This window comes from Novosphingobium sp. ST904, from assembly GCF_001298105.1.
In the GTDB taxonomy this organism is placed as follows: domain Bacteria; phylum Pseudomonadota; class Alphaproteobacteria; order Sphingomonadales; family Sphingomonadaceae; genus Novosphingobium.
Genome location: NZ_LGJH01000156.1, coordinates 1 through 20,154, shown reverse-complemented (window position 1 = coordinate 20,154; position 20,154 = coordinate 1). Strand labels below are relative to the sequence as shown.

Below are 20,154 nucleotides of genomic sequence, written 5' to 3'. Positions count from 1 at the left end.
ACTTCGCCTCTTCCTCAAAGGGAAGCAGGTCCATTATCGTTGCATCGCCCGAAAGCCTGCGCGCGGCGTCAGCTCTCGACGTGGTCCAGCCTGATCCAGCGGCCCATCTCCTCGGCGCCGAACCAGTGGGCGGATTCGAAAGGCACTGCATTGGTCATCGCGTAGAACGCCTGAGCCTCGCCCATGCTCATGCCCATCTGCCGGTAATAGTCGAGGTAGCGCCGGTTTTCCGGCGCATCGGCGGCATAGTCCCCCGCCTCCCGGCCAGAATCGTCGATCCACGAGTGAACCGCGAACTCGGAGCCCGGATCGGCATAGCGCTGTACACCGGCCAGGAAGAGCTCGACTCCGCCCGAACGGACCGACCCGCCCGTCGGGACATGCGTGGCGATCCCCCGCTCCCGAATCATCCTTCCGAGCCTCAGGTTGGCGAGATCGTCCTCGGTTCCGGGGCATTCGATCATCTCGATTTCGGAGATGGCCGGATAATCGCGCAGAAGTGCGGCGAACTGTTGGGGGCTGCGAGAATCGGTGGCATCTATAAGCGCGACGTGCCTGCCGTCGATGACACGGAACGGGCCATATGCCGCAATGCCGGCAGGAATCGGGGCCGGCCCACCTGCCAGAACTGGGACTCGCCGATTTCCACATCGTTGCCGCCCGGCTGGACCAGACGCTCACCACCCGTGACGAATGCGTCCGCTCCGGTTTCAACCTGTTCGTAGGAAATCGTTGCCGCTTCCTGAGCCAGCAGGGGAGTGGCGGGAATCACGGAAGCCAGGGCAAGGATTACGGCCAGCAAGCGCATCCGGAATGAATGACGGCGAGGTACTTACGCAAGTCGTGAGGAATTAGGTTAAAACGCTGTAAGTCATGAATTACGGGCCGATCCATGGTCGACAGGACAGTCATGCAAGGTCATGAATGGGGGGAACAGGAATAACGCTAAGGGCCCCTTCCATTGGTCGCACTCGTTTCGACCGTCGCGTACCTCGGACTTGAGGCTCGCGCGGTCGAAGTTCAATGTCAGGTAGCACCGGGAATGCCCGGGTTCGCCTTGGTTGGACTACCGGACAAGGCAGTGGGCGAAAGTCGCCAGCGCGTAAGCGCCGCGTTGACCGCGATGGGCCTCGCATTGCCGCCCAAGCGCATAACGATCAATCTTTCGCCCGCCGATTTGCCGAAGGAAGGCTCGCATTACGACCTGCCTATCGCGCTGGCCCTGCTGGCCGCCATGGGCATCGTCGACAGCGAGCAACTGACGGACTTCGTCGCGGTCGGCGAACTCGCACTCGATGGCCGCGTGATCCCCTCACCCGGCGTATTGCTCGCCGCGCTCCACGCCAGCGAGCGGGACCTCGGCCTGATCTGCCCCGCCGCGCAGGGCAGCGAGGCGAGCTGGGCAAGCGGAGTGCACGTCGTGGCCACGCCGAACCTCATCAGCCTGCTCAATCACCTGAAGGGAACGCAGGTGCTGCCGCCGCCCGAACCCGGGCGTGCCGAGCCCCCCGTGCGCGGCCCCGATCTCAGGCAGGTAAAAGGGCAGGAGGTCGCCCGCCGCGCACTGGAAATCGCCGCTGCCGGCTCTCACAACCTGCTCATGAGCGGCCCTCCCGGCGCGGGCAAGTCACTGCTCGCCTCGTGTCTGCCCGGCATCCTCCCCGAACTGACAGCACCCGAGGCACTGGAAGTCTCGATGATCGCCTCGGTCGCCGGTATGCTGGAAGAAGGGCGGATCAGCCGTGCCCGCCCGTTCCGCTCGCCGCACCACTCCGCATCGATGGCGGCCTTGACCGGCGGCGGCCTCAAGGTCCGGCCCGGCGAGGTATCGATGGCACACCTGGGGGTGCTGTTCCTCGACGAACTACCAGAATTTCAGCGCGCGGTGCTGGATTCGCTTCGCCAGCCGCTCGAAACCGGCGAGGTTACCGTCGCGCGTGCCAACGCCCACGTAACCTACCCGGCCCGGGTCCAGCTCATCGCCGCCATGAACCCCTGCCGCTGCGGCTACCTCAGCGATCCATCGCTGGCCTGTTCACGCGTGCCCAAATGCGCCGCCGACTACCAGAGCAAGGTCTCCGGTCCGCTGCTGGACCGTATCGACCTCCATGTCGAAGTCGACCCGGTGCGCGCGGTGGATCTCGCCCTGCCTCCGCCGAAGGAAGGCAGCGCCGAAGTGGCCGCGCGCGTGGCCCGCGCCCGCGCCGTCCAGACCGCGCGGCTCGAAGGCACCGGGCTCCGCACCAATGCCGAACTCGACGGCGCGTTTCTCGAAACCCATGCCACGCCGGACGAACCGGGCCGCAAGCTGCTGATGCAGGCCGCCGAGGCCATGCGTCTTTCCGCGCGAGGCTACACGCGCATTCTGCGAGTGGCGCGAACCATCGCCGACCTCGACAGTGCAACTGAGGTTCAACGTGTTCATGTGGCGGAGGCGCTGAGCTACCGGAGGCGCCCTCCCGCCGGCTAGCATGATCGATGGGTTCCGGCGATCTGGCTGCGCAACACCGCGATGATCGTCGCACCCTCGGCGATAACCTAAGCTCGCGCCGCCCCGGTGCGGGAATTCTCCGCAAGGATGTGCGCCATCACGGCCCCAGCACCCTGATTCAGCGCCCCTGCCAGACCGGCTTGCGCTTTTCCGCGAAGGCGCGCGGGCCTTCCTGCGCATCGCGGGAATTATAGGTCTGCTCGTGCGCTGCGCGGGCGGCTTGCAAGGCAGCGGAGCGGCCCATCTCGGTCGCCAGCATGACCGTCTCGCGCGCAGCCTTTACCGACAGCGGCGCGCCTTCGAGCACCTCCCGCGCCAGTTCGATGGCGGCATCCAGTACCGTGCCCGGTTCGGCAAGGCGGTTGACGAGGCCGATCTCGTAAGCGCGCTGGGCAGTGATGGGCTTTCCGGTCAGCATGATCTCCATCATGATCCGCTGGGGGATCATGTGGATCAGCGGCGAGGCCCAGGGGCTGCCGCGTCCGACCTTCACCTCGGTAATCGCGAACTTCGCGTTCGTGCCGGCGACGCACAGATCACAGGCCTGCGCGATCATCCAGCCGCCCGCGAAGGCATGGCCATTGACAGCGGCAATGGTCGGCTTGGTCAGTTCGATGGTGTCGTAAGGCAGCGCGTAAAGATCGCGCGGCGGCACCGCCATGCCGGTTTCAACCATCTCCTTCAGGTCGCCGCCAGCGCAGAAAGCCTTGTCGCCGCTGCCGGTGAGCACGGCGATGCGGGCGGAGGGATCGGCCTCGAACCTCGCCCACGCCTCTCGCAGCCCCTCGCGCACTTCGCGGCTTAGGCAATTGCGCTGTTCGGGGCGGTTGATGGTGATGACCGCGATACCGTCATCATGGACATCGTAGAGGACTGCTTGAGTCATGTTAGAAGCCCCTTTTCTCGATCTCGTGGGCGGTGCGCGACAGGTCTTCGCGGAAGTCGGGATGGGCGATGGCGACCAGCCGCTTCGCGCGTTCGGCCAGGGTCTGGCCCTTGAGCTGCGCCGCGCCGTATTCGGTGACGATGACGTCAACCTCGGTCCGTGCGGTGGTGACGGGGCCAGAGAGGGCGGGGACGATCTTGCTCAGCGTGCCGCCCTTCGCGGTGGAGGCCAGCACGATCAGCGAGGCGCCGCCCGGCACGCGCGATCCGGCGCGCACGAAATCGACCTGCCCGCCGGTTCCACCGAGATAGGTCGCGCCCGATTGCTCGGCATTGACCTGCCCGGTGATGTCCACTTCCAGCGCGGAGTTAATCGTCACCAGCCGGGTAAGCTGGATGATCGGCTTCACCCCGTGGGTATAGCTGCTGGGGGCCATGCGGATCGCCGGATTGTGCGCAGCCCAGTCATAGAGCCGCCGCGTTCCGATCAGTGCGCCGTTGATCGAGACGCCCCGGTCGATCTCCTTGCGGGCATTGGTCAGCACGCCGGCTTCGGCAAGGTCGACAAGGCCATCTCCCAGCATGCCCGAATGAACGCCAAGGTCGCGGCGGTCGTGCAGCAGGCGCAGGATCGCGTCCGGCACCGCGCCCACGCCCGTCTGCAGCACCGCGCCGTCACCGATGAATTCGGCGCAGTGGCGGGCGATGGCTTCGTCGGTGGGGCCGATCTTCGCGGGGGCGACTTCCACGGGCGCACGACTGACGTGGACGGCCACGTCGATCAACGCGCCGGGGATCGTCTCGCCCGGAACGTAAGGCACCTGCTCGTTGACTTCGGCGATCACGAGGCGCGCCTTGTCCACCGCCGCGCGCACGTAGTCGGAGATCAGGCCGCAGCTGTGATTGCCTTGCCCATCGGCGAGGCTGACCTGGATCATCGCCACGTCGCAGGGCATGATTCCCGCCTCGATCAGGCAGGCGACCTGGCTGACGTGGACGGGGATGACGTCGAGGGCGCCCCTGCCATCGGGGCCTGCCTTGGTCATGCTCCGCAGCGCGCCGATCGCGCCCATGCTGGAGAGGCGGAAGGCGCGCGCGCTTTCGGGGGTGAACAGGCCGGAGAAGCTGGTGGCGATGAAGGCGTGGAGGCCGCCGATGGCCTCCCCCTGTTCGATCAGCGCCTGCACCAGCGTGGTAGGCTCACCGCAGGCCTGGCCGAACACGATACGGTCGCCCGGTTTCAGGAACCGCGAAAGGTCGAGCTGGGATGCGGCAAGCCGAAGCGTCATCCTACAGCTTCCCTGCCTGCCGCAGAAGCCGCTGCGCACGGGCGAGGTAGGGGCGGTCGAGCATTCCGCCCTTCCAGCCGATGGCGCCGACACCCGGATTGGCGGCGAACACATCGACGATTTCCTGCGCCTCGGCGATCTCGGCCTCGGTGGGGGTGAATGCCTCGTTGATCACGGGTACCTGTGCCGGGTGGATCGCCATCATCCCGCGATAGCCGTCGCGGCGGACCTTCTCGGCGCGAGCCTTGAGCGCTTCCAGATCCTTGAAGTCGGCGCTGATCGTCTCGATCGCGGTGCGCCCGCGGTCGCCGCGCCCAGCACGGTCAGGCTACGGGCCAGTTCGTAGGTAAAGGAATACGATCCGTCCGCATTGCGGTTGGACGATGCCCCGATGGAATCGGCGAGGTCTTCAGCGCCCCAGGTCAGCGCCACCACGCGCGGTGCGCCCTTGTAGTCGCCGGTGTGGAACATCGCCTCGGCCGTTTCGGTGATCAGCACGATTACCGGGGTCGATCCCTGTTCGATGCCGTTGGCCACTTCCAGCGCTTCGAGATAGCGGTCCAGCGTCTCCACATCCTGCCGCCCGTAGACCTTGGGCAGCATGATCCCGCCGGGACGCGCAGGCATGACCGCCACGAGGTCCGCCAGCGTGTGCGTGCCGTCCAGCGGGTTCACACGCACCCAGAGGCGGCCGCGCTGCCCGGGGTTGGCGGCGATGAAGTCATGCACCATCACCCGCGCGCGGCCTTGGCATCGGGCGCGACAGCGTCTTCCAGGTCGATCAGGACGATATCTGCCTCGCCCTCCATCGCCTTGGTCATCTTCTTCTCGCTGTCGCCCGGCGCGAAGAGCCAGGAGCGAGCGGCGATAGGTTCGTGGGTTACGGGCATGTTCTCTCCAGTCGTCATCCCGGCGAAAGCCGGGATCGCGGGCGGCCATGCCCCGCGCTGCCGATTACGCTCCCAGCTTTCGCTGGGATGACGGGCGTTCTCAAGTGGGCTTGCCTCAATAACTCTTGGGCAGTTCCAAAACCCTCTCGGCGATGAAGTTCATGATCTGGTGCGGGCTGACCGGGGCGATGCGCGGGATCATGACTTCGCGGAAGTAGCGCTCGACGTGATATTCCTGCGCATAGCCCATGCCGCCCATGCTCATCATCGCGGTCTGGCATGCCTCGTAACCGGCCTCGGCGGCGAGGTACTTGGCGCTGTTCGCCTCGACGCCGCAATCCAGCCCCTTGTCGAACAGGGTCGCGGCCTTGAACACCATCAGGCTGGCCGCCTCCACCTGCATCCACGCCTTGGCCAGTGGATGCTGAATCCCCTGATTCTGGCCGATGGGACGCCCGAATACCACGCGCTCGCGGGCATAACGCGAAGCGCGTCGATAGCGACACGGCCAAGGCCGGTGGCCTCGGCGCCCAGCAGCACGCGTTCAGGGTTGAGGCCCTTGAGGAGGATGCGGAAGCCCTGCCCCTCCTCGCCGATGCGATCTTCCTCGGGAATGAAGAAATCGGTGATGAACATCATGTTCGAGCCCACCGCGTGGCGGCCCATCTTGGGGATGAGGCGCGTCTCGATCTTCTCTCGGTCAAGCTTGCAATAGAACAGGGTCAGGCCGTCGGTCTTCTTCTTGACCTCTTCCAGCGGCGTGGTGCGCGCGATCAGCAGCATGCGGTCGGCGACGTGGGCGTTGGTGATCCAGATCTTCTCACCGGTGACGCGGTAGCCGCCCGGCACACGCTCGGCGCGGGTCTTGAGGCTGGTGGTGTCGAGCCCGGTGTTCGGCTCGGTAACCGCGAAGCACATCTTCTCCTCGCCCGAAAGGATCGGCGGAATCATGCGCTGCTGCTGTTCCTCGGTGCCGAAAAGTATAACCGGTTCGAGGCCGAAGACGGGGCCGTGGATCGCCGAGGCGGCGGTCATGCCGCCGCCGCTTTCCGCCACCGCCTGCATCATCACCGCCGCTTCGGTAATGCCCAGCCCCGCGCCGCCCACGCTTTCGGGCATGGCGACACCCAGCCAGCCGGCATCGGCCATCGACTTGTGGAACTCGTAAGGGAATTCGCCGCTGCGATCCTTTTCCAGCCAGTACTCGTCAGAGAACTGCGAACAGTGCCTGAGCACTGCTTCGCGGATATTCTGCTGGTCTTCGGTGAGTGCGAAATCCATCGGCTTTCCTCTTCCTTCTTGACTTCCGGACTATCAGCGCCGCTCGAACCAGACAACCATCATCGTGCCGATATGCGTCCATCAAACGCAAATACGAATGGTTTTCGCTCCGGCGGTGCGCTACGGGAGGGAGGAGAGAAGGAGAGCACGATGGCGGGAGAGACGGGAATACAGGGCGAAGAACCGCCTCTCGGCCCCTTGGCGGGCATCCGCGTGGTCGATCTCACCAGCGTCGTCTTCGGGCCCTATGCCACGCAGATCATGGCGGACATGGGCGCGGAGGTCATCAAGATCGAGCCGCCCGCCGGCGACAACACCCGCTGGATTACCGAAGGCCCGGTGCCCGGCATGGGCGGCATCTACGTCAACGTGAATCGCGGCAAGCGCGGCCTGATGCTCGACTTGCGGACCGAAACGGATCGCGAGACTCTGCGCCGCCTGATCGCCACGGCGGACGTATTCATCCACTCGATGCGCGGCAGCGCGATCGCCAAGCTCGGCTTCGATTACGAAGCGGTACGCGCGATCCGCCCGGACATCATCTACACCAATTGTTACGGCTATTCGCGGCGCGGGCCTGAAGGCGACCGGCCCGCTTACGACGACACCATCCAGGCCGAGTGCGGCATTCCCCATGTGCAGGGTCTGATGAACGGCGAACCTGGCTATGTCGCCACGATCATGGCCGACAAGGTGGCGGGCCTTCACGCGCTTTATGCGACGATGATGGCACTGTTCCACCGCGAGCGCACCGGGGGCAGAGGCGCCGGAGAGGGTCAGGAAGTCGAAGTCACCATGTTCGAGGCGATGACCTCGTTCATGCTTGTGGAGCATGCCAACGGCGCGATGTTCTCGCCGCCCACCACGCCCGCGCACTATCACCGCGCGGTCGAGCCCAACCGCCGCCCCTATCGCACCAGGGACGGCCACGTCGCCGCGCTCGTCTATAACGACAAGCACTGGGACGCTTTCATGGCGGCCGTGAACCCGCCCTGGGCGAGCGAGGAATTCTCGACTCTGGCCAAACGCGCGAAACAGATCGGACGCGTCTACGGTCTGCTGGGCGAGACTTTCCTTACCCGCACCACGCAGGAATGGCTGGAGACGCTGGAGGCGCTCCACATCCCCTGCGCGCCGCTGCGCTCCACCGACGCGCTTTTCGACAACGCGCACCTGAACGCCATCGGCTTCTTCGAAGAGGTCGAGACGCCGCAAGGCCCGGTGCGCTTTCCCGGCGTGCCCACGTGGTTTTCCGCGACGCCCGGCAAGGTGCGCGGCCCAGCGCCCGCGCTGGGGCAGGATAACGAAGCGGTGCTCAAGGAACTGGCCCCGGAGGCGCCCAGCGTCGCCGGGGCGATAGCAGTCGATTCGAAGTAAACAGTACTGTTGATTTCAACTGACAGCGTCCCGAGGCTTGGGCTAACCACCTGTTCAGGCCGTGCCTTGGGAGAGTGACCGGCAACCTGATTTCCCTCGCGAGATAGCGCGAAGAAAACGGATCGAGAGGAAGGCAAGACGATGTACGACGACCAACCCCAGGCTGAAGCGCCCGTTTCGGCGCGCAAGGGCACCCCGGTTTACAAGCGCATTCTCGACCTGTTCGAGGCTGAGGGCATCAAGACCCTGTTCGGCATTCCCGATCCCAACTTCGTCCACTTGTTCCTGGAAGCGGAATCGCGCGGCTGGACCGTCGTTTCGCCGCACCACGAAGCATCTGCCGGCCACATGGCCGCCGCCGCTGCCCGCATCACCGGCAAGCCGGCACTCTGCATCGGCACGCTCGGGCCGGGCATGGCGAACATGATGCCGGCCGTGCAGTGCGCCAAGGTAGAGAACGATCCGGTGATCTTCATGGGCGGCCAGCGCGCCCGCATCACCGAGCGCCGCGTGCGTCGCGGCCGTATCCAGTTCGTCCGTCAGGAGCCGATGATCGAGGATTCGGTGAAGTTCTCCAGCTCCATCGAATATGCCGACCAGACCGACGAAATCATCCGCGAGGCGATCCGCGTCGCCATGTCGGGCACGCCGGGGCCGGCCTATATCGAATATCCCGCGCACGTCATTCTCGAAGAACTCGACCTGCCGCCAGTGCTGCCACCGCATCGCTACCGCCTGACCATGCAGGGCGCCGATGGTGACCGCATCGCCGAAGCGGCCGAGATCATCCGCAATGCCAAGAACCCGGTGCTTCTGGTCGGCCACGGCGTCTACACCGCCAAGGCAGGCGCTTCGGTCAAGGAACTGGCCGAACTGATGCAGTGCCCGGTGATCCAGACCTCGGGCGGCACCTCGTTCATCGACGGGATCGAGGATCGCACTTTCCCCTACGGCTTCTCGGAAGCCTCGATCGACGCCGTTGTCGAAAGCGACTGCTGCGTGGCGCTCGCCACCGAACTGGGCGAACCGAGCCACTACGGCCGCTGGCGCCACTGGGTGGACAACGAAGCCAATCGCAAGTGGATCTATGTCCAGCAGGACCCGACCGCGATCGGCGTCAACCGCCCGATCGACGTGCCGCTGGTGGGCGACGTCCGCGCCGTGGTGCCGCAGCTCGTCCGCGCGCTGAAGGACACTCCGCGCAAGGCTGCACCGTCGCTGGCCGAATATATCCAGCGCGATGTCGATCAGCTTGTCGAACTGGCAGAAGAAGCCGCGACGAAGCCCGACGGCTCGACCGCGAAGATGCACACCAGCCAGTTCGTCACCGAAGCGACCAAAGCGTTCCCGAAGGACGGCATCCTGATCCGCGACGGCGGCGCCACGGTGATCTTCCAGTGGACCTACTCGCAGGCCAAGCCGCATGACGTGATCTGGAACCAGAACTACGGCCACATCGGCACCGGCCTGCCCTATGCCACCGGCGCCATGCTCGCCGACCAGGCCGAAACCGGCAAGGTCCGCCCGGGCATGCTGCTCACCTCGGACTCTTCGTTCCTGTTCCACGTCGGCGAACTCGAAGTCGCCGTGCGCAAGAACCTGCCGCTGGTGATCGTGGTCGGCGTCGACTTCCAGTGGGGCCTCGAAGTGGGCGTCTACAAGCGCACCTTCGGCAAGGGCACCAAGGAAACCGGCGTGCACTGGTCCGACAAGGTCCGCTTCGACAAGATCGCCGAAGGCTTCGGCGCGGCGGGCGAATATGTCGAGAAGGCGGCGGACATCGGCCCAGCCATCCAGCGCGCTTACGAGCGTGGCGGTTGCACCGTGATCCACGTACCGATCGACCCGGCCGCGAACTCGGAGGAAATGCCGAACTATTCGGAATTCCGCACCTGGTACGCTGAGGGCACGCAGTAATTCCGAAACGCCGGAAAACACATGCAGACCTGAGCGAAACCGCCCCCTCTCAACCCGAGAGCGGGGCGGTTTTGGCTTGGGAACGGGAGAGAACGATGCGCAATTACACCCAGTTCTATATCGACGGTCGGTGGGTCGATCCCATCGCGCCGCGCACCGCACAAGTCGTCAACCCGGCGACCGAGGAAGTTTCCGGCACGATCTCGCTCGGCACCGCCGCCGATGTCGACAAGGCCGTCGCCGCCGCGCGCCGCGCCTTCGCCACGTTCGGTGAGACCAGCGCGAAGGAACGCCTCGACCTGCTCGAAGCAATCCTGGCCGAATACCTGAAGCGCGAAGCCGAGCTGGGCGAGGCCGTCAGCGAAGAAATGGGCGCCCCGATGTCGCTCGCCTGCGGTTTCCACACGCTGCTGGGCAAGGGCCACCTCTCCACAGCGATCGAGGTGCTGAACGAGTTCAAGTTCGAGGAACAGCGCGGCGTCACGCTGATCCGCAAGGAGCCGATCGGCGTCTGCGGCATGATCACGCCGTGGAACTGGCCGATGAACCAGACCTGCGTGAAGATCTTCCCGGCACTTGCCGCCGGTTGCACGATGATCCTCAAGCCGCCGCAACTCGCGCCGTACTCCGCCCAGATCCTTGCCGAAATCCTGCACGACGCGGGCGTCCCGGCCGGCGTTTTCAACATGGTGCAGGGCAAGGGCAGCGAGATCGGCACCGCACTTTCCACCCATGAGGACGTGGACATGATCTCCTTCACCGGCTCCGAGCCGGTGGGCGTACAGATCCAGAAGGACGCGGCCGATACCGTCAAGCGCGTCGGCCTTGAACTGGGCGGCAAGAGCGCCTGGATCGTGCTCGACGATGCCTCGCTCGCCGCCAATGTCGCCGCCGCCACCGGCGGCATGATGGGCAATTCCGGCCAGACCTGCTCGGCCGGCTCGCGTCTTTTGGTGCCCAACGCGCGCATGGATGACGCCATCGCCGCCGCTACCGAGGCTGCGAACGGCGTGACCGTGGGCGATCCCAAGGGCAATTTCGCGATGGGCCCGGTCGTCTCGAAGAGCCAGTACGAGATCATCCAGGGCTATATCGAGAAGGGCATCGAGGAAGGCGCCAAGCTCATCGCCGGCGGCCCCGGCAAGCCGGATGGGCTCGACAAGGGCTACTACGTCAAGCCCACCGTGTTCGTCGGCACCAATGACATGGTGATCGCGCGGGAGGAAATCTTCGGCCCCGTCCTCGTCATCATCGGCTACGACGATGTGGATCATGCGGTGGCGATCGCCAACGATTCCAGCTTCGGCCTGGGCGGCTATGTCTCGGGCGAAGACCTCGACACCGCCCGCGCCGTCTCGCGCCGGATGCGCACGGGTGCGATCTGGGTCAACGGCGGTTTCGACTTCCACGCACCCTTCGGCGGCTACAAGCGCTCCGGCAACGGCCGCGAATGGGGCGAGCACGGCTTCGCCGAATATCTCGAAGTAAAGTCGGTTGTGGGCTGGAACCCGGCCTGAACGTGACGGCCGGTGTGGTATTTTCCGTCGATCAGGATCTACCACATCGGCCATTAAATTGTTGCAATGTTACAACGCGTAACATGTATATTTCTGCTTCAGCAACATTTCGATTGCAGTTCCTCGGCGTATAGCCACGATTACCTACCTTCGCCCGGGCAATGTCCGGCGGGCCCTCGTAGAGCGGCAGGCAGAGCCGCCCAGGGAAATCGAAGGAACGCAAAAATGAAAAATCGCAAGGACAAGCTCCTCGGCATGGCTGCCATTCCGGCCTTGGCCCTCCTCCTGCCGCAGCACGCCATGGCGCAGGACTCCTCGCAAGCCGCCGATGAAGGCCCCGGTGAAGCCATCATCGTCACCGGCTCGCGCATCGCTCGCCCCGAGCTCGATGCCCCCAATCCCGTGACCGTGGTGACATCGAAGGACATCACCGACTCCGGCACGACCAACCTCACCGATTATCTGAAAACGATTCCCGCGCTCCAGGGCTCGCAGGGCTCTTACCAGAATGCCGGCGATCGTGCGGGTATCGGCGCCACCGGCCTCAACCTGCTGGACCTTCGCAATCTCGGCACCCAGCGTACGCTCGTTCTTATCGATGGTCGCCGCCAAGTCGCCTCGGTCGACGGCACGCAGTCGGTCGACATCAACACGATCCCCACCGACCTGATCGAACGTGTCGAAGTCCTAACCGGCGGCGCCTCGGCCATCTACGGTGCCGACGGCGTCTCGGGCGTCGTGAACTTCATCCAGAAGAAGGACTTCGAAGGCTTCAACGCCCGCGTCCAGACCGGCCTTTCGGAAAAGGGCGACGCCGGCCAGCGCCTCATCGCCCTCACCGCCGGTCACAACTTCGCAGGGGGCCGCGGCAATTTCGCCGTTGCCTGGGAGCACGGCGAGGAAGACCGCCTCAGCGTCCATTCGCGCAAATATCTCGACGGTGAAAACCGTGTCGGCTTCTATCTGAACCCCGACGACACCGAAACCGGCGGCAACAACAACGACGGTATTCCCGACTATATTCCGCTGCGCAACGTCCGTTACAACGACACCTCGCGCGAAGGTGGTATCGACGTCGACTTCGATGGCATTCCGGACTTCTACGGCTCGCAGGGTCTGCCCTACGATCCTGGCTCCTATGTCCCGCTCTACTTCCAGCAGGGTGGTTCGGGCACGCTCGTTTCCGACTACGGCAACGATCTCCTGCCCGAGATCAAGCGCGACATCGTCAGCGCAGTCGCCCACTTCGACTTCAGCGACGCGTTCAAGCTCTATGCCGAAGGCAAGTACGCCCGCACGCGTTCCTACTCGGTCGGTCAGCCGACGTTCGACTATTACCTCCTCATCCCCGAGGACAACCCCTATATCCCGGCTGCGGTGCGTCCGTTCATGGACCCCGAGAACGGCGGCGTTCTCGTCAACCGCGACAACTTCGACTTCGGCCGTCGCGGCGAGGACATCACCCGCGAAACCCTGCGCGGCGTGATTGGTGCGCGCGGCGATATCAGTTCGAACCTGTCGTACGACCTGTCCTACGTCTATGGTCAGTCGAAGATCAAATCGCACTATACCAACAACATGATCACCGATCGCTACTATGCGGCGATCGATGCGGTGAGCGATGGCAATGGCGGCGTGACCTGCCGGGTGAACGTCGATCCCACCTGGACGCCCAACCAGCCCTCCAACTACACCCGCAGCGAAATTCCGCCGACGACGTTCGCTCCCGGCGATTGCCTCCCGCTGAACCTGTTCGGTGAAAATGCGGCCGGAAACCGGGCGGCGCTGGATTGGATCATGGCCGACACCGTCGACCGTACCAAGCTGACGCAGCACGTCGTCAGCGGCGCGATCACCGGCAATACCAAGGGTCTCTTCGAACTTCCCGGCGGCGCCATCGGCTTCGCCATCGGCGGCGAATATCGCAAGGAAAAGAGCAGCTTCGTTGCCGACGAACTGGCAGCGCAGGGCCTGACGTTCACCAACTCGCTGGGCAACACCAAGGGTTCGTTCGACGTCTGGGAAGCCTTTGCCGAAGTCGACGTGCCGATCCTGGCCGACATGCCGTTTGCCAAGCGCCTCGGCGTCAACGGCGCATTCCGCTATTCGGATTACTCCAGCATCGGCTCGACCAATGCCTGGAAGGTCGGTGGTGAATGGGCTCCTGTCCGTGACGTGACTATTCGCGGCACCTACTCGACCGCAGTTCGCGCGCCGAACATCAGCGAACTCTTCAGCCAGCAGTCCCAGACCTTCGAATTCATCGACGATCCCTGCGGCTCCGACTTCCTGCAGAATGGGACGCAGTATCGTGTCGACAACTGTCAGACGCTGCTGTCGTCGCTTGGCGTCGCGAATCCCTCGAATTACGACGACACCCGCAGCTCGAACATCTCCGGCTTCCAGGGCGGCAACCCCAACCTTCGGGAAGAAACCGCCAAGACCTGGACCGCCGGCATCGTGCTGCAGCCCTCATTCGTGCCGCGCCTGACGATCACGGCGGACTGGTATGACATCCGCATCAAGAACGCGATCCGCACTGTCGATCCGCAGACCGTTGCCGAACTGTGCGTCGATCAGGCCACGCTCGACAACCAATACTGCGATGCGATCACGCGCCAGAATGGTACCAACGGGATCGCCGATCCCGGCAACATCATCAGCTTCCTGGTCGGACCGCTGAACGTCGCGAATATCCGCACTGCCGGGCTGGACTTCCAGGTGAACTACACCATTCCCACCGACCAGCTTGGCACTTTCGGCACGCGCGTCGTCGGGAACTACCTGCACCGCCTCACCTCGGTGCCGATCCCGGGCGCTGACAAGGTGAACGACGCCTATGTCGCCGCCAACATCGCTCCCAAGTTCCAGATCACCACCGATCTGACCTGGGCAAAGGGTCCGTTCAGCCTCGACTGGCAGATCAACTACATGTCCAAGATGTACCGCTACGATCGCCAGACCGTGGCCAGCAACCCGGACATCGTTGCCCCGGAATATCTGAAGCTCAAGGAGCGCTTCTCGCATGACGTGAGCTTCTCCTACGATGTGGGCAAGCAGTTCACGATCTATGGCGGCGTGAACAACCTGTTCAACCAGAAGCCGGCGATCGGATCCCTGAACACGCCGATCAGCGCGGTCGGTCGCTACTTCTTCATGGGTGCGAAGGTTCAGTTGGCCGATCTCTTCGGCGGAGCGAACTGATAGCCCGCACATCCGTGCGGAAAAATGAAGGGCGGGGTCGCAAGATCCCGCCCTTTTCATTGCCCTCTCGGCCAGTCGCCGTGCCTTGCGCGTCAGCCCGCATTCATCGCCGCCGGCCTATTGGCCCGAAAGGCAAGCGAGGCGGCACGACACTGGATTTCGAATGAAACCTCGCGCGCACATTCGCAGATTGAACCTTAAACTGATCCTCGTCCTGGATGCAGCGCTGTGGATCATGATCGGCTGCGGCGTTCTCGCTCTACACAGCAGGCATCATCCAGTCGATTCCGACCAGACCCAAATTCTCGTCGCCCAGCACACGCTCACGGAAAGACGCGCCTGATCGGAGCGGGAGGGGATGGTCCGGCGATGGGAGATGGAGCGGGTGAAGGTATTACAATAAACCACTACAATTGTTCACTATTTTTTGTTATAATAGCCTACACAGAACCTGCACAGGCACGGGGAATCAATCACTTACCCTGCTATTCTGCACAGTTTCTGCACAGTAGGAAGCAGGGAAATGAGTTTCATCCTCGATAAAGAGCAGGTCAAGCCGGGCCTCATTATCTTCCGGCGCGGCGATGTCGGGCACGACAACTACTATTGCCGCGTCAGAATCCAGAACGAGGACAGATATAAGACAATTTCGCTCCGCACAGCAGACAGGCAGGCAGCGCGCGACCGGGCGCTGGACGAATATGCCGATATCCGTTTTCGGGTGAAACACGACGTTCCGGTATTCAACCGTCCCTTTTCACAGGTGGCGGAGGAATATGCCGACGCCCAGCAGCGCCGCGCCAACGCAGGCGAAGTCAGCAAAGCCCGCTCACGAAATATCAGAAGCAAGATCGACGGCCCGCTCAAGGCTTATGTCGGCAGCACACAGATTCATCTGGTGACGCAGGAGCGCTGGGCCGACTATCCGCTGTGGCGACGGGAAAACGGCGAAGGCCGTCGCAAAGGCGTCATCAGCGATTCAACCATCCGTATTGAGATGACCATTTTCGCTGCGATTATGAATTTCGCTATCAGCAAGCGGTATGTGCCCGCGCACCACCGCTTTGAAGGTATGCCAAAGCTGAAATCCAACCGCCGCGACGAGTTCACGCTTGAGGAATACCGCAAGCTGCACACGAAGGGGCGCAAATGGATGAAGGAGGCGACCACGCCGCAGGGCGTCTGGTATCGCCAGATTTGCTACAATTTCATTCTCATCATGTGCAACACAGGGATGCGCCCGCCCGAGGCGAAGAACCTGCGCTGGCGGGACATCACAACTGCCAAGGACAAGGACGGGCAGGAAATTCTTGTCCTCTATGTTCAGGGTAAAGGCAAAACCCGCAAACTGATCGCTCCAATCAGCGTCGGAAAATATCTTGATCGCGTGCGGGAGTTGTCCAAGGCGACCAAACAGGACGATCACGTATTCACGATCATCAACGGCAAACCCGCCAAATGGCTCTACCGTGATACTGTCGAAGAACTGCTAAAATATACCGACCTTCGAGAGGGGCCGAGCGGCATTCCCCGCACGACCTATTGTTTCCGTCATACCTACGCCACCCTGCGACTGTCCGCAGGTGTCGATGTTTATATCCTCGCCCAGCAGATGGGCACATCAGTCAAAATGATCGAACAGCACTATGGGCATGTGAACACCATCAAGCACGCCGACCGCGTGTTGATGGGCATTGGCGGATGGGACGCCATGCACAATGAAATGAACGAGGAGATCGACAAGCTGGAAGCTAAGGCGAAAGCTGTTGAGTCCATCAAGGCCAAGCAGACGGATAAGCCGTCGCGACCCAAACGCTAGGCGGGCATCGAGCCAGCAACCGGGTCCGGTTGCCGATGCTTCAAGCCTTGCGTTCTGCCGGATTCACAATGCGCCGCTGGCGCTTCTCGATTGTGAACCGGCTGGCGGTTTGGGGAATCAAGCTGTGTCGAGTTCGACACGGCCCCCGTGCCGCCTTCTTCCTGCCCGTTGCCGCTGGCAATCTTGAGGGCAGCACTTGCAAGCTGCACCATCCGAAGGATGTCCATGCGTCAGCTCTTATCATCTTCTTTGCTGATATACCGCGAGCCGCGTGAGCTTCCATTGGCCACCGCAGTCCGTGCGGTTTCATCGTTCCACAACAGGCGCTGCGGCTTTCCCCGCAGGATTGTTTTCTCTCCGCGCTTGATGCTTTCACCTGCCTTGAGCAGGATGATAGGCCGTCCGGCATATTCGTCTTTGGTAATGGTGCAGGCGCGCACTAAGAGTTTGACCCAGCCATCCTTGCCGCGCTCGATGACCTCGGCGGCAATAAGCCTCTCCCCGATACGCAGCGCCTTGCCGCGCCTGCGTCGATCATAGATGCCCTCTGTCCAACGGACGACATCCGCAGCTATGAAGTCCGTAGCGGGAACCCATTGATCCATCCGCTGACACCCCGACCGAGCTGTTCCTTTCTCTATTGGAACATGAAAGCCGGATAATTTGGTTGCGAGTTGCTGCGCCGCCCCCTGAGGGGCGAGCGAGCCATGCGGCGAATAGCGGTCTTATTCGCCGCATCATGTGCGGCGAATGCCCCTTAAGTCTGATATTTTCGTCAATTCACCATATTATCTCATATAAATTCGGAATTTTCGCGATTGGAGGGTAGCTTATCCCACCGCTTCTGCCCGGCCACCTGATACTTAATGGCAACTTTTTCGGAATTTATCTTTCTTAAACTGGAAAAATTCGGTAAACTGGTATCGAAAGGCGCGCTTAATGTCCGAATTTTCCCCCGCCACTTGTCCCGAGGTATTCGTCTCGCATACCGCCATCTCCGATGCCGTCTATGCCGCCGTGGGGCGCGGAGAGCTGCGCAAAATCGGCTCGCGCCTCTATACCCGCAATCTCACCGAAGATCCCGAACGGCTTGTCCGCCGGAACTGGTATCACCTCATCACCAGCTACTACCCCGATGCGCTGATTACAGATCGCACCGCGCTTGAGAACAAGCCCGCCGCAGACGGATCGGTTTTTCTCATCTCGGAAAAAGGCTCCGAAACCGCGCTCCCCGGATTGACCCTTAGACCGCGCAAGGGGGCAGCCGCCATCGACAGCGACAAGCCATTTGCAGGCGGCGCGTTGCTGGCCTCAACCCCGCGCGCCTACCTTGAAAATATGCGCACTTCGCGCGCGCGGGGTGGGCGTGTTCCCCGCACCCTAACCCGCGAAGAATTAGAGCAACGCCTTGACGCGCTGTTGCGCACCCAGGGCGAAGGTGCGCTCAATAAGCTGCGCGACGATGCGCGCGCCATCGCGCCATCGCTCGGACTTGAGACCGAGTTTGACGAATTGAACGACCTGATCGGCGCATATCTGGGGACCCGCGAGGCTAAGACCGAAAGCGCCGTGGGCAGAGCACGCGCCGCAGGTCAGCCCTTTGACCCCGACCGCATTGTGTTGTTCGAGAACCTGTTTGGCGCGCTGCGCGAGGCCATTCCCGCGCCGCGCATAGCGTCGGCGCAAACCGGCACGGCCATTGCCAATCTAGCCTTTTTTGAAGCCTATTTCTCCAACTTCATCGAGGGCACCGAGTTCAGCGTCGGCGAAGCCCGCGAGATCGTCTTTGAAGGGGCAATCCCCGCCGAGCGCCCCGAAGATGCCCATGACGTGCTTGGCACGTTCCGCATCGTCTCCGACATGCAGGACATGAGCATCCTTCCCGCTAACGCCGAAGAACTGGACGCGCTCTTGCGCCGCCGCCACGCTACGCTGATGCAGGCAAGGCCGGACAAACACCCCGGCAGCTACAAAACCAAGGTCAATCAGGCGGGCAGCACCGTTTTCGTCGCGCCGGAACTGGTCAACGGAACACTTGAGCGCGGGTTTGAATTTTACCGTGCGCTTGAAGAACCCTTCCAGCGTGCCGTGTTCATGATGATGCTGGTCAGCGAGGTGCATCCCTTCGCCGATGGCAATGGGCGCACCGCCCGCATCATGATGAACGCCGAACTGGTCGCGGGCGGACAGGAACGCATCATTATCCCGACAGCCTATCGCACCGACTATCTGGGCGCACTCAAAGCCTTCTCCAAGAACGGCCAGACCGCGCCGCTTATCCGTATGTTGGACGTTGCTCAAAGCTACACCGGCATGATTGACTGGAGTGATTTTGAGCGCGCACGCACCATGCTCGATGAAACCAACGCTTTTGCCGAGGGGGCGGACGCCAAGCTGCGGATTCCTGCGGGAGCGTTATCGTGACCGGCGAAGGATTGGGGCCGGACAACGCGATATGGGATGACGGCGAATGGATAAGCTGGGACGAGATTAACCAGCAAATCCAATACAAAGAATGGCGTGCGCGCTATCCCAATGCCGACCTGTCATTGGTGCCGATCTTTGAATCCTTGATCGGCGTTGCGGAGGAATACCACCAACTTACCGGTAGCCATTTGCAGGTCTATGGCGACATCGGCGAACTCTACGGGGCGATCACCCACGGGATCAAACTGCACCGCAACTACGCCAAGGGATCGGACGGGCGGCTTGGCAATCACTTTGTCGAGGTCAAGACCATCACCCCGTTCAAGAATTGCGATACGGTCGAAATCAACCTTGACCGAAATTTCAGCCAAGTGCTGATCGTCAAGATCAACGCCGATTTTGAAGTGCGCGGCAAGCTTATTGACCGCAAGGCTCTTCCGAAGGGTAAACTGCGGGGCAACAGGTTGCGCATCGACTGGGCGCAGTTTGGCAGCTCGTGAGTTAGCTTTTCGCCGTCGATCTTATACGAGCAGGCAAAGCCTGCGATGACGAACGCAGCCCTTAGCACCCCGGCGGCTTTGGCCCACGCGGCTTGGGCTGCTGTTGCAGACGCTGGATAGCAGCGTCGATATTTTGCAGTGAAGCGTAGATATGCGGGTTGAGAAAGACCGACTGACCCATGCTGCGCAGATCGGCCATGATGCGGCCACGCAGCGCGCGCAGTTCCTGTTCGTTCATGCCGTGCAGCTCGTTGGGGGCGATGAATTGTGACATGATTTTTCTCCCTGTCTGAACCGCGACCATCGCGGCCTTCATAAGCAGACAGAAGCAGGGCGTTCGCCTGTGACGCACCGTGAGGTCGAAACGAAGTGGAGAAGCCGTGAAACGGCTTGCGGCGTAATGGGGCGAATCCCCTGCAAGGATGCGAATAAAGAAGGTCGAGAGTGTCGGGTTTACAGGGTGGGTTCAACGGGTGGCGGCAACACAGGCTTGAAAGCGCTCTGCGGGTGTTTGGTATTCGAGCGTTTTCCTTGGCCGTTCGTTGAGTTGCCGGGCA

17 protein-coding genes and 1 pseudogene are annotated in these 20,154 nt (G+C 62.6%); 9 read left to right on the top strand and 9 right to left on the bottom strand.

The features are described 5' to 3' along the window. Positions 1-68 precede the first annotated feature (68 nt). Together ADT71_RS32310 and ADT71_RS32305 are read right to left on the bottom strand one after the other, a co-directional pair. Positions 69-464, bottom strand: a complete 396-nt coding sequence (locus ADT71_RS32310; RefSeq protein ID WP_197283083.1) for a hypothetical protein — start codon at positions 462-464, stop codon at positions 69-71. 74 nt (positions 465-538) lie between these two features. After that, positions 539-802: a hypothetical protein gene (locus ADT71_RS32305; protein WP_197283082.1), complete on the bottom strand. Its 264-nt coding sequence runs from the start codon at positions 800-802 to the stop codon at positions 539-541. 159 nt (positions 803-961) lie between these two features. Here ADT71_RS32305 and ADT71_RS19180 point away from each other — a divergent pair, with 159 nt between their 5' ends. Beyond that, entirely contained in the window at positions 962-2,470 is a 1,509-nt protein-coding gene (locus ADT71_RS19180) for a YifB family Mg chelatase-like AAA ATPase (protein WP_054439397.1), read from the top strand. A 139-nt stretch (positions 2,471-2,609) separates the two neighbouring features. Here the strand turns inward: ADT71_RS19180 and ADT71_RS19175 are convergent, their stop codons facing one another. The 5 genes and pseudogenes from ADT71_RS19175 to ADT71_RS19160 all read right to left on the bottom strand — a co-directional run bounded on the left by ADT71_RS19175 (position 2,610) and on the right by ADT71_RS19160 (position 6,836). Then, on the bottom strand, positions 2,610-3,377 hold the full coding sequence (locus tag ADT71_RS19175) for an enoyl-CoA hydratase/isomerase family protein (RefSeq protein ID WP_054439395.1): 768 nt from the start codon (positions 3,375-3,377) through the stop codon (positions 2,610-2,612). A gap of 1 nt (position 3,378) precedes the next feature. Next, positions 3,379-4,665 (bottom strand): acetyl-CoA hydrolase/transferase family protein, encoded by a 1,287-nt coding sequence (locus ADT71_RS19170; RefSeq protein ID WP_054439393.1) that lies wholly within the window; start codon positions 4,663-4,665, stop codon positions 3,379-3,381. Position 4,666: 1 nt separating this feature from the next. After that, positions 4,667-5,555 (bottom strand): annotated as a pseudogene (locus ADT71_RS19165) (CoA ester lyase). A gap of 115 nt (positions 5,556-5,670) precedes the next feature. Beyond that, complete coding sequence (locus ADT71_RS34130) at positions 5,671-6,021, bottom strand: acyl-CoA dehydrogenase family protein (protein WP_231636045.1); 351 nt, start codon at positions 6,019-6,021, stop codon at positions 5,671-5,673. Then, positions 5,934-6,836 carry an acyl-CoA dehydrogenase family protein gene (locus ADT71_RS19160; RefSeq protein WP_231636044.1) on the bottom strand — a complete coding sequence of 301 codons (903 nt, stop codon included), beginning with the start codon at positions 6,834-6,836 and terminating at the stop codon, positions 5,934-5,936. The genes ADT71_RS34130 and ADT71_RS19160 overlap by 88 nt, the downstream gene beginning before the upstream one ends. A gap of 150 nt (positions 6,837-6,986) precedes the next feature. Between ADT71_RS19160 and ADT71_RS19155 the strand changes: the two genes are divergently transcribed. From ADT71_RS19155 to ADT71_RS19130, 6 genes are all read left to right on the top strand, one after another. Beyond that, entirely contained in the window at positions 6,987-8,213 is a 1,227-nt protein-coding gene (locus tag ADT71_RS19155; protein WP_054439392.1) for a CaiB/BaiF CoA-transferase family protein, read from the top strand. A 141-nt stretch (positions 8,214-8,354) separates the two neighbouring features. Next, positions 8,355-10,130, top strand: a complete 1,776-nt coding sequence (locus ADT71_RS19150) for a thiamine pyrophosphate-binding protein (protein ID WP_054439390.1) — start codon at positions 8,355-8,357, stop codon at positions 10,128-10,130. A 95-nt stretch (positions 10,131-10,225) separates the two neighbouring features. Further along, entirely contained in the window at positions 10,226-11,647 is a 1,422-nt protein-coding gene (locus tag ADT71_RS19145; protein ID WP_054439389.1) for an aldehyde dehydrogenase family protein, read from the top strand. A 225-nt stretch (positions 11,648-11,872) separates the two neighbouring features. Beyond that, positions 11,873-14,851, top strand: coding sequence for a TonB-dependent siderophore receptor (locus tag ADT71_RS19140; RefSeq protein ID WP_054439386.1), 2,979 nt, complete (start codon positions 11,873-11,875; stop codon positions 14,849-14,851). Between the two features lie 163 nt (positions 14,852-15,014). Then, positions 15,015-15,194: a hypothetical protein gene (locus ADT71_RS34125; RefSeq protein WP_054439384.1), complete on the top strand. Its 180-nt coding sequence runs from the start codon at positions 15,015-15,017 to the stop codon at positions 15,192-15,194. A gap of 180 nt (positions 15,195-15,374) precedes the next feature. Continuing rightward, complete coding sequence (locus ADT71_RS19130) at positions 15,375-16,670, top strand: site-specific integrase (protein WP_054439382.1); 1,296 nt, start codon at positions 15,375-15,377, stop codon at positions 16,668-16,670. 230 nt (positions 16,671-16,900) lie between these two features. On the opposite strand, the gene ADT71_RS19125 is transcribed toward ADT71_RS19130, so the two are convergent. Then, the gene (locus ADT71_RS19125; protein WP_054439381.1) at positions 16,901-17,275 is read right to left on the bottom strand and encodes a hypothetical protein; all 375 of its coding nucleotides are present in this window, start codon (positions 17,273-17,275) and stop codon (positions 16,901-16,903) included. A gap of 334 nt (positions 17,276-17,609) precedes the next feature. Between ADT71_RS19125 and ADT71_RS19120 the strand changes: the two genes are divergently transcribed. Together ADT71_RS19120 and ADT71_RS19115 are read left to right on the top strand one after the other, a co-directional pair. Continuing rightward, a complete protein-coding gene (locus ADT71_RS19120) occupies positions 17,610-19,094 on the top strand; it encodes a Fic family protein (protein WP_054439378.1) in 1,485 nt (494 codons plus the stop codon). Further along, complete coding sequence (locus tag ADT71_RS19115) at positions 19,091-19,597, top strand: hypothetical protein (RefSeq protein ID WP_231636043.1); 507 nt, start codon at positions 19,091-19,093, stop codon at positions 19,595-19,597. Before ADT71_RS19120 ends, ADT71_RS19115 begins: the two co-directional genes overlap by 4 nt. Before the next feature lie 61 nt (positions 19,598-19,658). Here ADT71_RS19115 and ADT71_RS19110 read toward each other — a convergent pair whose 3' ends face one another. Beyond that, positions 19,659-19,871 carry a hypothetical protein gene (locus tag ADT71_RS19110; RefSeq protein ID WP_054439376.1) on the bottom strand — a complete coding sequence of 71 codons (213 nt, stop codon included), beginning with the start codon at positions 19,869-19,871 and terminating at the stop codon, positions 19,659-19,661. Positions 19,872-20,154 lie beyond the last annotated feature (283 nt).

Coding starts and splice junctions, on each gene's coding strand:
- ADT71_RS19140 (WP_054439386.1), top strand. CDS start 11,873: ATGAAAAATCGCAAGGACAAGCTCCTCGGCATGGCTGCCATTCCGGCC.
- ADT71_RS19110 (WP_054439376.1), bottom strand. CDS start 19,871: ATGTCACAATTCATCGCCCCCAACGAGCTGCACGGCATGAACGAACAG.
- ADT71_RS19175 (WP_054439395.1), bottom strand. CDS start 3,377: ATGACTCAAGCAGTCCTCTACGATGTCCATGATGACGGTATCGCGGTC.
- ADT71_RS34125 (WP_054439384.1), top strand. CDS start 15,015: ATGAAACCTCGCGCGCACATTCGCAGATTGAACCTTAAACTGATCCTC.
- ADT71_RS19130 (WP_054439382.1), top strand. CDS start 15,375: ATGAGTTTCATCCTCGATAAAGAGCAGGTCAAGCCGGGCCTCATTATC.
- ADT71_RS19155 (WP_054439392.1), top strand. CDS start 6,987: ATGGCGGGAGAGACGGGAATACAGGGCGAAGAACCGCCTCTCGGCCCC.
- ADT71_RS19160 (WP_231636044.1), bottom strand. CDS start 6,836: ATGGATTTCGCACTCACCGAAGACCAGCAGAATATCCGCGAAGCAGTG.
- ADT71_RS32310 (WP_197283083.1), bottom strand. CDS start 464: ATGATCGAATGCCCCGGAACCGAGGACGATCTCGCCAACCTGAGGCTC.
- ADT71_RS19145 (WP_054439389.1), top strand. CDS start 10,226: ATGCGCAATTACACCCAGTTCTATATCGACGGTCGGTGGGTCGATCCC.
- ADT71_RS19150 (WP_054439390.1), top strand. CDS start 8,355: ATGTACGACGACCAACCCCAGGCTGAAGCGCCCGTTTCGGCGCGCAAG.
- ADT71_RS19125 (WP_054439381.1), bottom strand. CDS start 17,275: ATGGATCAATGGGTTCCCGCTACGGACTTCATAGCTGCGGATGTCGTC.
- ADT71_RS19120 (WP_054439378.1), top strand. CDS start 17,610: ATGTCCGAATTTTCCCCCGCCACTTGTCCCGAGGTATTCGTCTCGCAT.
- ADT71_RS19170 (WP_054439393.1), bottom strand. CDS start 4,665: ATGACGCTTCGGCTTGCCGCATCCCAGCTCGACCTTTCGCGGTTCCTG.